The organism is Corynebacterium lubricantis DSM 45231 (genome assembly GCF_000379425.1).
In the GTDB taxonomy this organism is placed as follows: domain Bacteria; phylum Actinomycetota; class Actinomycetes; order Mycobacteriales; family Mycobacteriaceae; genus Corynebacterium; species Corynebacterium lubricantis.
Genome location: NZ_KB902226.1, coordinates 129,828 through 142,545 on the forward strand (window position 1 = coordinate 129,828; position 12,718 = coordinate 142,545).

Here is a 12,718-nt window from a genome sequence, read left to right on the forward strand (position 1 = left end):
GTCTACATATTTGACACGGTATTCATGCTTGCTTAAACCGCACCGCCCCGGCTGAGGTGCTGAGTCAGTGCTTAGTCCGAAAAAGCGTGCCTATTCGCCGTCGGCAAGCAATGCCGATATCGCCATCTGGGTTGCCTGCGTGCGCACCAGGTCTTCTCCTGCCCAATGGATCACAAACTGCACAGAGGTAACCAGTCCCGAGGCAAGTTGGGCTCGCAGGCGCGCCTCTTTCCGGCCGAGTTCCGGTCGCGCCGCCAACAACACATCTGACCACAACCGGAGATAGGCACGCTGCAAGGAGCGCACCTTCTCGGAGGCCTCTTTTTCAAGGTTCATCATCTCGCGCTGTTGCACGCGGATCAGGTTGGGTTGAGTAATGGCGAAATCTACGTGAAAATCTACGAGGCGTCGCAGCGCTTGAGTTGGATTCGTGCCTTCTTCCCGTGCTGCAGTGACGATCTGAGTGGAATTCTCCAACAAACTAGTGGAGATCTCGATGAGCATTTCCGCAAGCAAGTCGCCCTTGCTCGAAAAGTAGCGATAAAGTCCCGGCCCAGAGATGCCCACTGCAGCCCCGACATCGTCGAAACGCGTCTGATTAAATCCCTTCGATGCCATGATGTCGGCGGCAGCGACAAGAAGCTCTCTTCGACGTTGGTCTTTCGCTTCTTTACGTGATGACATCGTGCTGCACCTATTCTCTTGGGGTTGGGGACGGCAGAAATCGCCCTCGGCGAGCAATACGAAGACTATTTTTCCTGGGAATGCTCAGGGTCCACTTCGTCGGAGCCTTCCGCTACTTCTGAATCTTCTAACCCATCTAGTTCCACAGCTTCAGGGCCTTGTTCATCGTCATCCGCAGGCAAGTCATCCGAATCGGAGGCATCGTCATCGAGCGTTTCGACGACTTCCTCTTCCTCTTCTTCCGGTTCTTCCTCCTCTTCCAGTACCTCGCCCTCCTCCGGATTTTCCTGTTGCTCATACTCTTCGAGGACTTCATCGTCGTAATCCAGATCGTTCTGATCCGGATCGTCGTCGGAGTCTAATTGGGTGGTTCTACGCTGACGGAACGCCGCCACACCCCAAGAAACGAAGACAATTACGCCAACCCAAACAAGCAAGAGCAGCGCCATCAACCACAGCGTTGGCCCACTAAAGCCATATCCGCCGAGCTCTCCCGAAGCAAGATATGCCACAAGCAGCCCCCACAGGCCAGAGAAAACTGCGGTGCTGGCAGCACTGATCACATCCCAGCTTCGCTTGGCCACAAAGTGGATCAGCACTGCAAGTGGAATCAGCATTAGCGCCGGTGCCCATGTCGCTGCCGTGCCCGGAATGGCTGCGAAGAGCGGAAACACCGGCAGTGGCACCAAGTCAATAGAGAACAGACTGACGTGACCTGCACCAATAGCAAAGTCGCCACCGAGCAGTGTGGAGAGCGTGGCGATCGCGGCGTTGGGCAGGTACAAAACACACGCAACGATCAGACCAGCAGCGCCAGCGCTCGAAAGAATTGGGTAGGCAGCAAGAAGTTCCGAGAGCCGCTCGTAGCCTGCCGCAAGGAGGACAAGGTACACACCGGCAGAGACAAGTGTGAGTCGGGTAATAATCTTCCACGCCGCATGAGCACCGGTGACAATTCCTTCAGGTACCGATGAGCGTCGCGCGAGCAACTTCCACAACGTTGGCCCCATTCCAAGCACAAGGCCGGCGAGGTGAATGATCGCGGGTTGGACGAGAGTCAGTAGTACAGAAGGGGGCTCAACCGGGAAAACTTGGGCTGCATCCCAGACCATAAACCAGGCAATTCCAGACAATGTGAGTGGAATCACAAGCACTAAACCTGCGAGCGTATACAAATCCAATACGCTCACCCGATCTTTTACCGCGCGATGAACCCGACGCGATAAAAGTATGACGATTCCGATTGCGGGCAACAATGGCAGAACGCCGAGAGTGACACCGTCAAAAGTTATCGGCACGAGATGGACCGCAAACCACGATTCGGCAATCAATGCCGGCAACGTTGAAAAACTTCCAGCGGAAAATAAAATACCAGCGAAAGCAATTACGATGATGGCCAGCACAATTACAAGGTTTGGAATTAATACCACCGGCAAGTATTGGCGGATTCGCTCACGTTGATTCGTCGGAGCAATCGGCGCCTTTTTCTGCGGCGCTTTCACATTAACGCGTGGTCGCCGGACCCCCGAAAGGGCACGCGTCGACGACTTCCGCACGGAACCGGATCGAGGGCTGGACTTCTTACTCATCGCAATTAAGTGTTCCATGAAGCGCGCCCAAGATGCGCTTGGACACGACCGAAGATGACCTTGTAACGATTCTTAAGCATCGAACTATAAAGCAATTTCCACCAATTTAGTTGCCCCCACCGAACCGAAACGCTAATGTTACCTCTCGGTAGATAACAAGATGGTTACGATCACAACACGGAACCGTGATCGTAGACAGACAAAATGAGGTTACATGCGTAATTCGACACTTAACGCCAGCACTACTGGTGGCAAGCACCGCAAGCAAAGCCCAAACAAGGGTCGCGTCGCTTTGGTTGCTGTAGCAACCGGTGCAGTCTCCACTGCTGGCATCAGTGGTGCAGCAGCTGCGACGCTCCAGGCATCGCCTGAATCATCCGTCGCTGACTACGAGCTCACCAACGTCGCCTCCGACGTTGTCGATCAGGTCCAGCAGGCAGCCCCACAGATCCTTGCGATCTCCGAATACAAACCAACCGCCAATGTTTCCGAGCAGCTGGAAAAGGCCGTCGCAGCCTCCTCCGAGCGCGTTGAAGCCGACCTGGCCCTGCGCGCACCTTCCGTAGTGAAGCCTGCAGAGGGCGCCTTCACTTCCGGATACGGCCCACGCTGGGGCACGATCCACCAGGGCATCGACATCGCTGCCCCAATTGGCACCCCGATCCTCGCCGCCATGGATGGCGTCGTAACTGCTTCGGGCCCAGCCTCCGGTTACGGCAACTGGATCAAGATCCTTCACGACGACGGATCCACCACTCTGTACGGCCACATGTCCAGCCTTGACGTCGCTGTTGGCCAGGCAGTTACCGCCGGCCAAAAGATTGCGGGCATGGGCAGCGAGGGCTTCTCCACCGGCTCCCACCTGCACTTTGAGTACCACCCAGCAGGTTCGGGCCCAGTTGACCCACAGCCTTGGCTCGCACAGCACGGTATCTCGCTGTAAATCTCGGGGAATTTATTCCTTAATATATCTACCTCACTCCGCATCACGCTTCGCGTGGTGCGGTTTTTGCTGTCTGTATAAGTGAGGTTCGGAGACCTTCACACCGTGCGAGCAAGACGAAATTGCGCAGCGACACACCGTTCACTTAAGGGGTCACCCCCACCAACTACCCCTTATTTAACTCTATTCACAAAACTTTCTTTAGCCAATTTAAACACTCTAGTTCGAATCGTTATACTGGCATTTTCGATAACCAGCGAGCTTACTTTCCACCGAAACAGCACGTCAACGCATTGCGGGGCCGTGATACCAGCGTTATCTTAAGAGTCGTTGTGCCCACAGGGCTGCTTTATTTTTGTCGCACCACGAGAAGGACCGATATGAAACGCCGGATACTTGCACTCGCCACCGCTGCCGCAGTGGTCTTTGCCCCTACGGCTCAGGCACAGGCTCAAGGGCTCAACGTCAACATCGACGGAGCTCCGATCACCGATCTTAATTCCATACTCTCCGCAATCACGGATGCAACGGTCGAAATCTCATCAACCGGAGCGACCATCTCGGCCGCTGGCTACTCGATTGTGTACGACCCTCGTACTCTCGACGAATACATCCCAGAAGAAGCCGAGCCTACCTACCCGATCATGCATCAGGAAGGCATGGACACCCAGGGCCGTCGAGTCATCCTACCTTCCGAGGGCACCTTTACTTCGGGCTTTGGTGCCCGCTGGGGCGCGACGCACCAGGGAATTGATATCGCGGCACCACTTGGCACCCCAATCCGTGCCGTGATGGATGGCACCGTTGTCAACGCTGGCCCAGCAACGGGCTTCGGCAATTGGGTCGTGTTGGAGCACTCCAACGGCGAAAAGTCTGTCTACGGCCACATGGCGTCCTATAACGTTTCCGTCGGCCAGCAGGTCTCAGCCGGTGATGTCATCGCCGCGGTCGGTAGCGAAGGCCGCTCCACCGGACCTCATCTCCACTTCGAGATCAAGCCCAATGGTTCCACACCAGTTGATCCACGCCCGTGGTTCGCCGAGCGCGGCATTCTGATTAGCTAATCAGAGTTTCTCCATGGGAACGCCACCGATGAGCATCAGGCGAACCGTTCCCGCCGAACCAAAGTCGATGGTCACGGTCTCCCGCGCTCCGGCACCGTCGACTGCCATCACCGTGCCGAGACCATACTTTGCATGGTTGACCTTGTCGCCCACATCGAGCTTCAGGTTCTTATTTACCTTCATGCTCGATTTCGGCGCTTGGGTACGCTGCGGGCGAGACGGCTTCGGCTGGTGCGGTGTCCCCCACGCACTAGACGAATAGCTATAGGTGGGCTCTTCCCTCCGCCAGTCGATGAGATCCGAAGGGATTTCCACGAGGAAGCGACTGGCAGGGTTGGTCACCGGATTGCCCCACGACGAGCGGAGCATCGCACGTGTTAGGTAGAGACGCTCCCTCGCGCGGGTGATTCCGACATAGGCAAGACGCCTCTCCTCCGCGAGTTCAGCTGGGTCCCCCAATGCACGCAGATGCGGGAACTGCCCGTCCTCCCAGCCGGTAACGAAGACCACCGGGAACTCGAGGCCTTTGGCAGTGTGCAAGGTCATCAACGTGACCACTCCCTGATCGTTATCGGGAATCTGGTCGGCGTCCGCCACCAACGAAACCCGCTCAAGGAAGGCCTGCAGCGAACCGGGCTGCGGCTCCCCCTCTTCTAGCTCTGGCGCGTCATCGTAGGCCAAAAGGTTGGCCGCTTCGCTAGAAAACTCCCGCGCCACCGACACCAGCTCGTTCACGTTATCCAGGCGTGCTCCATCTTGTGGATCGTTGGACGCCTCCAATTCCGCCTTATAGCCCGTGATATCCAAGATGCGCGACACCAACAAGCCTAGATCCGGCATGCCGGTGACCTCGTTGGTCATCTCCGGCAGCTCCGCACGAACTGTATCCATCATTTCGTGAAAGCTGGTGATGGCGTTTTTCGCGCGAGTGGCCAGCATTTCCACGTTGCCGTTTTGCGCGTCGCGCAGTGCCTTGCCAAAGCTGATGTTGTGGTTGTCGGCGTGAAGCGCCACCATCGCCTGTGCCTTATCCCCGATCGCACGCTTGGGCACGTTAATAATGCGCCGCAGGCTCACCGTGTCATCCGGATTATCAATAACGCGCAAGTACGCCACAATGTCACGGATCTCGCGGCGTTCATAGAACCTGGTACCGCCGACCACCTTGTAGGGAATGCCCGAGCGGATAAAAATGTCCTCGAGCGCACGAGAGGAATTGTTCGTGCGATACATGACCGCGATGTCTGAGTAGCGACGTCCCTGATCCGATAGGGCATCAATCTCGCTGGCGATAAACCGAGCTTCGTCGTGTTCATTGTCGGCGACGTAGCCCACGATCTTGTCACCGGCGCCGTGATCCGTCCACAAACTCTTGGGACGGCGCCCCTCATTCTGAGAGATCACAGCGTTGGCCGCTTCCAGAATATTTTGCGTCGAGCGATAGTTTTGCTCCAGCAAGATCGTGGTCGCGTTCGGGTAATCACGCTCGAATTCCTCGATATTGCGGATTGTCGCCCCGCGGAACGCATAGATCGACTGATCACTATCACCCACAACCGCCAGTTCTGGTGCATCCGGACCGTCCCCGACCAGCGTATGAATCAATTCGTACTGCGCGTGGTTGGTGTCCTGGTACTCGTCCACGAGCACGTGGCGGAAGCGCCGACGATAATAGTCGGTGACCTGCGGATGCTGTTTGAAAATGCGGACGACTTCGCCGATCAAGTCATCGAAATCGACAGCGTTGGAGGCACGCAAGCGACGCTGATAGTCCGCGTATACCTCTGCCACGGTGAGTTCGAACAAGTTCTTCGTCCGATCGGCGTCAGCGTGCGCTTGGTCCGGGTCAATCAACTCGTTTTTGAGATTCGAAATCGCATTCGAGAGAGCCCGAGCGCTGAACTTCTTCAAATCCAAGTTCATGTCCTTGGCAATCATGGTCAGAAGACGCCGTGAATCATCCGAATCATAAATGGTGAAATTCGTGTTCAGCCCAGGCACGAGCTGTGCCTGCTGGCGCAAAATGCGCACGCACACGGAGTGAAATGTAGCGACCCACATCCTTTCCGCCTGCGGGCCGATTAGGCTGGCTACGCGCTCTTTCATCTCGGCCGCTGCCTTATTTGTAAAGGTAATGGCCAAGATCTGCCACGGCGCGACGCCACGATGAGTAAGCAAGTGCGCTATACGACGAGTGAGCACCGCTGTTTTTCCGGAGCCGGCGCCAGCGACAATGAGAAGTGGGCTGCCTGTGTGCTCCACTGCGGCAGTTTGTTGTGGATTAAGGCCCAAAGTCAGATCTGGAGTCATGATGTACATAAACCTACTAGTTGCACGAGACATTGCGACTAAGCACCAACCGCATGGCACAATAAGTGTCATGAGTGATGACAATCTTGAAATCCGCATGCCGTCGGGCACCGATGATCCACTTTCGGATGCTGAGATTCAGGAGTACCGCAAGGAGATCGATCGACTCGATCAGGTCATCCTTGATGCGGTAAAACGCCGCACAAAGGTGTCGCAGGCAATTGGTAAAACCCGCATGGGTTCGGGTGGCACGCGCTTGGTGCACACCCGAGAGGTGGCCATCATTAATCAGTTCCGCGAGGAGCTCGGCGAAGAGGGCCCGAACCTCGCGGGTATTTTGTTGCGTTTAGGGCGCGGAAAACTCGGTTAACCCCGGAGTCCGCGCCTCGTGGTCGTCGTTAATTATTTTCCGTCGGTGGAATCGAGCACTACCTCGAACTCGAGCAACTCGGAGTTCGTGGCTGCTGGCTTGCGAGGTGCATCCCCTTCGGCGCCCTCCTGCTGTGGGCGACCGTGTGCTGCCCTGGCGTCGCCGTCGCGCCATGCCGCGTAGGACTCTTCGTCCTTCCAGCGCGTGACCACGAAGTAGCGGTCCTCGCCTGCGACTGGGCGAAGAAGCTGGAATCCTTCAAAACCTGGTGCCGAATCGACGGCGTTCTTTCGTGCTGCAAAACGTTCTTCCAGCGTGCTCGCTGCCGCTTCTGGGACGGTCAACGCGTTAATCTTCACAATGCTCATGGAACCCAGTATGCCCGCGTTTCAGTTACTGCGCGCGAACTATCTTTTTTCACTAAGTTTGGTAGGTAAGAAGTCACCAATCTGGAGGAAGTATGTCGGATATCATAAGCACTGCAGCCTGGGAAAAGCTCACTCAACTTTATGGGGAGAAGAAGGATGCCACCCTGCGTACCCTCTTCTCAGAAGGTGATCGAGCCCAGAACTACACGTTCGACGCAGCCGGTCTGCACGTGGACTTGTCGAAGAACTTGATCGACGATGCCACGCTCGACGCGTTGGTCGCGCTCGCTGAGGAAGCACAGCTGAAAGAGAAGACCGAAGCGATGTTTTCGGGCGAGCACATTAACAACACCGAGGATCGTGCCGTGTTGCATACAGCACTGCGCCTTCCGGTAGAAAAGGACCTTGCAGTCGACGGCCAGGACGTTGCCGCCGATGTCCACGAAGTCCTGGGCCGCATGCGTGATTTCGCCTCTGCGCTGCGCTCGGGTGACTGGCTGGGCCACACGGGCCGCACAATCAAGAAGGTTGTCAACATTGGTATCGGCGGGTCTGATCTCGGCCCGGCAATGGCAACCAAGGCGCTGCGCGCGTACGCCACCGCCGGCATTACCGCTGAATTCGTCTCCAATGTTGACCCTGCTGATATGACCAGCGTCTTGGACAACGCCGACCCAGAGTCGACGCTGTTCATCGTGGCTTCCAAGACTTTCACCACCCAGGAAACCCTCTCGAATGCCCACGCCGCGAAGCGCTGGCTGCTCGAGCAGTTCAACGGCGACGAGTCCGCCATTGCGAAGCACTTCGTCGCGGTGTCCACCAACGCCGAGAAGGTGGCCGAGTTCGGAATCGACACCAAGAACATGTTCGGGTTCTGGGACTGGGTTGGCGGCCGCTACTCCGTAGACTCTGCCATCGGCCTGTCACTGATGGCCGTGATTGGCCCGCAGGACTTCATGCGCTTCCTGTCCGGTTTCTCTGACATGGACGAGCACTTCCGCACCACGGAGCTGCGCCAGAATGTCCCTGCGCTGATGGGCTTGATCAACGTTTGGTACCGCAACTTCTACGGTGCCCAGTCACATACAGTCCTGCCTTATTCCGAGGACCTTGGTCGCTTCCCCGCCTACCTGCAGCAGCTGACCATGGAGTCCAACGGGAAGTCGGTGCGCCACGACGGAACCACTGTCACCTATGACACGGGCGAAGTTTTCTGGGGCGAGCCGGGTACCAACGGTCAGCACGCTTTCTACCAGCTCATCCACCAGGGCACCTCGATGATCCCAGCTGACTTCATCGGTTTCGCAACGCCGAAGGCCGACCTGCCTACCGCCAGCGGCGAAGGTTCCATGCACGACCTTTTGATGGGCAACTTCTTCGCCCAGACCAAGGTCCTTGCTTTCGGTAAGACCGAAGAGGAAATCAAGGCCGAAGGTGTCTCGGAGGAATTGGCGCCACACAAGGTCATGCCGGGCAACCGCCCCACCACCACCATCCTCGCCGAGGAGCTCACCCCGCACACGCTCGGTGCATTGATTGCTCTCTACGAGCACATCACGTTCACCGAAGGCGTGATTTGGGATATCAACTCCTTCGACCAGTGGGGCGTGGAGCTGGGCAAGCAGCAGGCAAACCAGCTCGCCGGCGCAGTCTCCGGTGCTGAAGAGGCCAACACCGGTGACACATCCACCGATGCATTGATTAATTGGTACCGCTCGAAGAAGTAGCACTGAAGAAGTAACTCAACCAATTTCCCCCGCAACTGCCAATAATGCAGCAACAATGCGGGGGCAATTTCTGTATTTTTCTGTTCGTTCCTGCTGGTAGCGGGTAAAATAACGGCATGGGCGACGCAGTTTCTTCAGACACTTATACCCCGCGTGAACGCAGCACGTATCGCAAGCGGTTGATGGATGACCTAGAAATCTTCGACAAGCACCTCCAAGATGCGGAATTCATCGATCAGGGCACCATCGGGCTCGAGCTTGAGCTCAACCTGGTGGGCGATGATTTGCAACCAACCACGCGCAATCAGGAAGTTCTCGCGCAGCTGTCCGACGAATACCAGTCGGAAATCGGCGCGTACAACGTGGAGCTCAATCACCCACCGCTCTCCCTTGCCGGGGACGGGTTGCATAAGCTTCACCAGGGCCTCGACGCACGCCTGCAGAACGTCCGCGTGGCCGCAACCAATGCAGGAGCACGCGTGGCCATGATTGGCACCCTGCCCACGCTCACCACGGAATTCCTGGAAGATCCCGCCTGGATGACCCAGGAGAATCGTTATCTTGCGCTCAACAACGCGATCATCTCCTCTCGCGGTGAGCTTTTGCCCATCAACATTACGGGCGAGGAGCACTACAAACATGAGTTTGAAGACATCGCGCCCGAGTCGTCGTGCACCTCGATCCAGTTGCACTTGCAGGTCGCCCCGAACCGGTTCGCCGATGTGTGGAACGCCTCGCAGGCGATCGCCGCGGTCCAAGTCGCGCTGAGCGCGAATTCGCCACTGTTTTTGGGGCATCGCCTCTGGCACGAGTCGCGCATTGCGGTGTTCCAGCAGTCCATCGATACGCGTACCGACGAGCTGCTCACCCAGGGTGTGCGCCCCCGCGTCTGGTTCGGCGAGCGCTGGATTACCAGCGTGTTCGATCTCTTCGAGGAAAACGTCCGTTACTTCTCCCCGCTTCTGCCCGAGAACCGCTCCACCTCAGGCACCCCCATGATGGACGGCGACTCCCCTGCCCTGCACTACCTGAACTTGCACAATGGCACGGTGTGGCGCTGGAATCGCCCGATTTATGATCCGAGCGGGGACCTGTCCCACATCCGTGTTGAAAACCGCCTGCTTCCGGCGGGTCCCTCTGTGGCGGACATCGTCGCCGACGCGGCCTTCTACTACGGCATGGTGAAATATCTCGCGGAGCAGAACCGCCCGGTGTGGTCGCGCCTGACATTCGAGGAGGCCACAAGTAATTTCTACGCGGCCGCGAAGCATGGCCTCTATTCGCGCTTGAGGTGGCCAACCCTGGGCAGAATCAATGCGTCGACGCTGGTCACGGAGCATCTCCTGCCGCAGGCACGGGAAGGCCTCCAGGAGTTGCACGTTGCGCCACCGCTTATCGACGAATACCTGGGCATCATTGCTGAGCGTGCCCACACCCGCCAAAACGGGGCTTCCTGGCAGCTGGCGGCGCTGAAGCACTATGGTCGCGGCACGCTACCGGATACGCCCGATCGTCGTGAAGCGTTGACGCGGATGTTAAGTGACTACCTGGGCAACCAGCGCGGCGGCGACCCCGTGCATACCTGGAAGATCCCCACTACATCTTGATCATGGGTTCCCAGCCCACGGGGATGCGGTCGCTGTCGACGATGCGGCGACCGAATGGGAAACACGTCACCGGGATCATCCGAATATTGGCAATCGCCAGCGGGATGCCAATGATGGTGACCGCTTGGGCGGCTGCCGTGGTCACATGGCCGATGGCGAGCCAGAGGCCTGCGACAATAAACCAGATCACATTGCCGATGGTGGAAAACCCGCCCGTCCCGCCGAGCGGCTGGATAACGGAGCGGCCGAATGGCCAGAGTGCGAACTTGGCCATTCGGAATGACGCGATACCGGCGGGAATGGTGACCACAAAAAGGCAGGCGATAATCCCGAACAGGAAATAGCCCAGGGCTAACCAGATGCCACCGAAGACAAACCAGATGATGTTCAGAATCAGATTCATAGCTACAGCATATTCGGATGGCTGCCGATTTCCTGGGAAAAATAGGTGAAACGAGAACGAATATAGCCACACGGGCGTTCTGGATAGCATCCCTCTTGCTCAATGGGAGCATAATAAAGGTTGTTTGACGCTACTGCAGATTTCGTAGAAGGAGCCCCACGTGCAGGGAATAATTGACTGGATCGTCCGCTTGATGGAGATCCTTGGCGCACCTGGCGTCGGCATCGCCATCTTGTTGGAGAATCTCTTCCCTCCGATCCCTTCCGAGGTCGTTCTTCCACTTGCAGGTTTCACCATCGCGCAGGGCTCGCTGAACATGGTCAGTACCTTCATCTGGGCAACGGCAGGCTCGGTGGTTGGTGCCTTTATTTTGTACGGGCTCGGGGCCTGGCTGGGCGCCGCCCGCTTGCGCAAAATCGCCGATTGGATGTGGCTGGTTGAGGCACAAGATGTGACCAAGGCCCTGAATTGGTTTGATAAGTACGGTTCTGCCTCGGTGTTCTTCGGTCGCCTCATCCCGGGTGTGCGTTCCTTGATCTCTATCCCCGCGGGCATCGACAGGATGAACCTGTTCAAGTTCGGTCTGTGGACATTGCTGGGCTCCGGTATTTGGAACGCGCTGCTGATCTACTTGGGATACATTCTCGGCGATCAGTACACAAAGGTTGAGGGCTACGTTAACCAGTACTCCAACGTCATCTATGCGCTGATTCTGATCATCTTGGTCGCAGTATTGATTTACCTGATCGTGCGCCACAACAAGCGGAAGAATGCTCCTGATTTCCCGGCTGATACCGGCGACTGGGAGCAAGTACCGGAGCGCTAACCCCCTATTTTCCCTGGAGAGGCTGGCACTGCGGGCACCACCAAATTACGCGCTCGAGGTCGCCGTCGCCACCCAAGAAATCCTTCTGAATCAACGTCGTACACCGCCTGCACGGCTTGTTGTTTCTGCCAAATACATAGCTTGTTTCCCCGGCGCGCTTGATCCCAGTGGTCACGCGCACCGGGGAGTCTTTATTGGCCCAAATCAACCGCCTGGAAATCTCCAGGATGCGGCGCACATTCACGTCGCGCACCTTGGTTTTCGGGTGCACACCGGCAATAAAACAGATCTCCGCCCGGTACTCATTACCCAGACCTGCAAGATTCTTCTGATCTAACAGTGCCTGGCCGATCGTCTGCGTTGGCTGTGCCTCGATCCTGCTCAGGGCCTCGTCGATGTCCCACTCCGGTTCCAAAATATCCGGGCCCAGATAACTCACCCGCTCGTGGTATTCCCGCGCGGGGAACACCTCCACGAGCCCCAGCCAGAATCCCACCAGCTCGATGTCGCGGGGCTCGTCGGCAAGTTGTAAGACCACCCGCGCCGCGTGCCCCGGTTTCCTCCACTTCGCGCCGGCCCTGTGGATCGACCACGAGCCTTCCATTTTCAGGTGCGTCTGCAGGATATCGTTGCCGAATTGCATGAACAGGTGCTTCCCGTAGGGCCACACCCGCGTGCACGTCAACCCCGAGAAGTCCACAGTGGCATAGCTGGGCCAGCGTATCGAGGTCGCCGTGACCTCGCGGCCTTCCATCAATTTTAGGCGCTTGGCCAGCTGATAGACTGAATCACCTTCGGGCATAGCCCCTCATCATAATCGCGCCCCG

12 protein-coding genes are annotated in these 12,718 nt (G+C 57.3%); 6 read left to right on the forward strand and 6 right to left on the reverse strand.

What is annotated here, in order from left to right; all coding sequences use genetic code 11:
- Positions 1-90 precede the first annotated feature (90 nt).
- Positions 91-684, reverse strand: coding sequence for a TetR/AcrR family transcriptional regulator (locus A37O_RS0111145; RefSeq protein WP_018297584.1), 594 nt, complete (start codon positions 682-684; stop codon positions 91-93).
- A gap of 65 nt (positions 685-749) precedes the next feature.
- Positions 750-2,291, reverse strand: coding sequence for a cell division protein PerM (locus A37O_RS15420; protein WP_342661961.1), 1,542 nt, complete (start codon positions 2,289-2,291; stop codon positions 750-752).
- 196 nt (positions 2,292-2,487) lie between these two features.
- On the opposite strand from A37O_RS15420, the gene A37O_RS0111155 reads away from it, so the two are divergent.
- Both A37O_RS0111155 and A37O_RS0111160 read left to right on the forward strand, forming a co-directional pair.
- Positions 2,488-3,216 carry a M23 family metallopeptidase gene (locus A37O_RS0111155; protein WP_018297586.1) on the forward strand — a complete coding sequence of 243 codons (729 nt, stop codon included), beginning with the start codon at positions 2,488-2,490 and terminating at the stop codon, positions 3,214-3,216.
- A 380-nt stretch (positions 3,217-3,596) separates the two neighbouring features.
- The gene (locus A37O_RS0111160; protein WP_018297587.1) at positions 3,597-4,280 is read left to right on the forward strand and encodes a M23 family metallopeptidase; all 684 of its coding nucleotides are present in this window, start codon (positions 3,597-3,599) and stop codon (positions 4,278-4,280) included.
- On the opposite strand, the gene pcrA is transcribed toward A37O_RS0111160, so the two are convergent.
- Entirely contained in the window at positions 4,281-6,590 is a 2,310-nt protein-coding gene (gene pcrA / locus A37O_RS0111165; protein ID WP_026196323.1) for a DNA helicase PcrA, read from the reverse strand. It lies immediately after the preceding gene.
- A 70-nt stretch (positions 6,591-6,660) separates the two neighbouring features.
- Between pcrA and A37O_RS0111170 the strand changes: the two genes are divergently transcribed.
- Positions 6,661-6,960: a chorismate mutase gene (locus A37O_RS0111170; protein ID WP_018297589.1), complete on the forward strand. Its 300-nt coding sequence runs from the start codon at positions 6,661-6,663 to the stop codon at positions 6,958-6,960.
- Between the two features lie 32 nt (positions 6,961-6,992).
- Here A37O_RS0111170 and A37O_RS0111175 read toward each other — a convergent pair whose 3' ends face one another.
- Positions 6,993-7,328 (reverse strand): antibiotic biosynthesis monooxygenase family protein, encoded by a 336-nt coding sequence (locus A37O_RS0111175; RefSeq protein WP_018297590.1) that lies wholly within the window; start codon positions 7,326-7,328, stop codon positions 6,993-6,995.
- A gap of 92 nt (positions 7,329-7,420) precedes the next feature.
- Here A37O_RS0111175 and pgi point away from each other — a divergent pair, with 92 nt between their 5' ends.
- Entirely contained in the window at positions 7,421-9,055 is a 1,635-nt protein-coding gene (gene pgi, locus A37O_RS0111180) for a glucose-6-phosphate isomerase (RefSeq protein ID WP_018297591.1), read from the forward strand.
- A gap of 116 nt (positions 9,056-9,171) precedes the next feature.
- The gene (locus A37O_RS0111185) at positions 9,172-10,662 is read left to right on the forward strand and encodes a glutamate-cysteine ligase family protein (RefSeq protein ID WP_018297592.1); all 1,491 of its coding nucleotides are present in this window, start codon (positions 9,172-9,174) and stop codon (positions 10,660-10,662) included.
- Here A37O_RS0111185 and A37O_RS0111190 read toward each other — a convergent pair.
- Positions 10,652-11,065, reverse strand: coding sequence for a YccF domain-containing protein (locus A37O_RS0111190; protein WP_018297593.1), 414 nt, complete (start codon positions 11,063-11,065; stop codon positions 10,652-10,654). The two genes, A37O_RS0111185 and A37O_RS0111190, sit on opposite strands and share 11 nt — an antisense overlap.
- Before the next feature lie 160 nt (positions 11,066-11,225).
- Between A37O_RS0111190 and A37O_RS0111195 the strand changes: the two genes are divergently transcribed.
- Positions 11,226-11,891 (forward strand): DedA family protein, encoded by a 666-nt coding sequence (locus tag A37O_RS0111195; RefSeq protein ID WP_018297594.1) that lies wholly within the window; start codon positions 11,226-11,228, stop codon positions 11,889-11,891.
- Positions 11,892-11,895: 4 nt separating this feature from the next.
- Here A37O_RS0111195 and A37O_RS0111200 read toward each other — a convergent pair whose 3' ends face one another.
- A complete protein-coding gene (locus A37O_RS0111200; protein WP_018297595.1) occupies positions 11,896-12,693 on the reverse strand; it encodes a DNA-formamidopyrimidine glycosylase family protein in 798 nt (265 codons plus the stop codon).
- Positions 12,694-12,718: the final 25 nt, after the last annotated feature.

Bases quoted from the DNA above. Each gene is read 5' to 3' on its own strand.
- A37O_RS0111145 (WP_018297584.1), bottom strand. From the start codon at position 684: ATGTCATCACGTAAAGAAGCGAAAGACCAACGTCGAAGAGAGCTTCTT.
- A37O_RS15420 (WP_342661961.1), bottom strand. From the start codon at position 2,291: ATGGAACACTTAATTGCGATGAGTAAGAAGTCCAGCCCTCGATCCGGT.
- A37O_RS0111155 (WP_018297586.1), top strand. From the start codon at position 2,488: ATGCGTAATTCGACACTTAACGCCAGCACTACTGGTGGCAAGCACCGC.
- A37O_RS0111160 (WP_018297587.1), top strand. From the start codon at position 3,597: ATGAAACGCCGGATACTTGCACTCGCCACCGCTGCCGCAGTGGTCTTT.
- pcrA (WP_026196323.1), bottom strand. From the start codon at position 6,590: ATGACTCCAGATCTGACTTTGGGCCTTAATCCACAACAAACTGCCGCA.
- A37O_RS0111170 (WP_018297589.1), top strand. From the start codon at position 6,661: ATGAGTGATGACAATCTTGAAATCCGCATGCCGTCGGGCACCGATGAT.
- A37O_RS0111175 (WP_018297590.1), bottom strand. From the start codon at position 7,328: ATGAGCATTGTGAAGATTAACGCGTTGACCGTCCCAGAAGCGGCAGCG.
- pgi (WP_018297591.1), top strand. From the start codon at position 7,421: ATGTCGGATATCATAAGCACTGCAGCCTGGGAAAAGCTCACTCAACTT.
- A37O_RS0111185 (WP_018297592.1), top strand. From the start codon at position 9,172: ATGGGCGACGCAGTTTCTTCAGACACTTATACCCCGCGTGAACGCAGC.
- A37O_RS0111190 (WP_018297593.1), bottom strand. From the start codon at position 11,065: ATGAATCTGATTCTGAACATCATCTGGTTTGTCTTCGGTGGCATCTGG.
- A37O_RS0111200 (WP_018297595.1), bottom strand. From the start codon at position 12,693: ATGCCCGAAGGTGATTCAGTCTATCAGCTGGCCAAGCGCCTAAAATTG.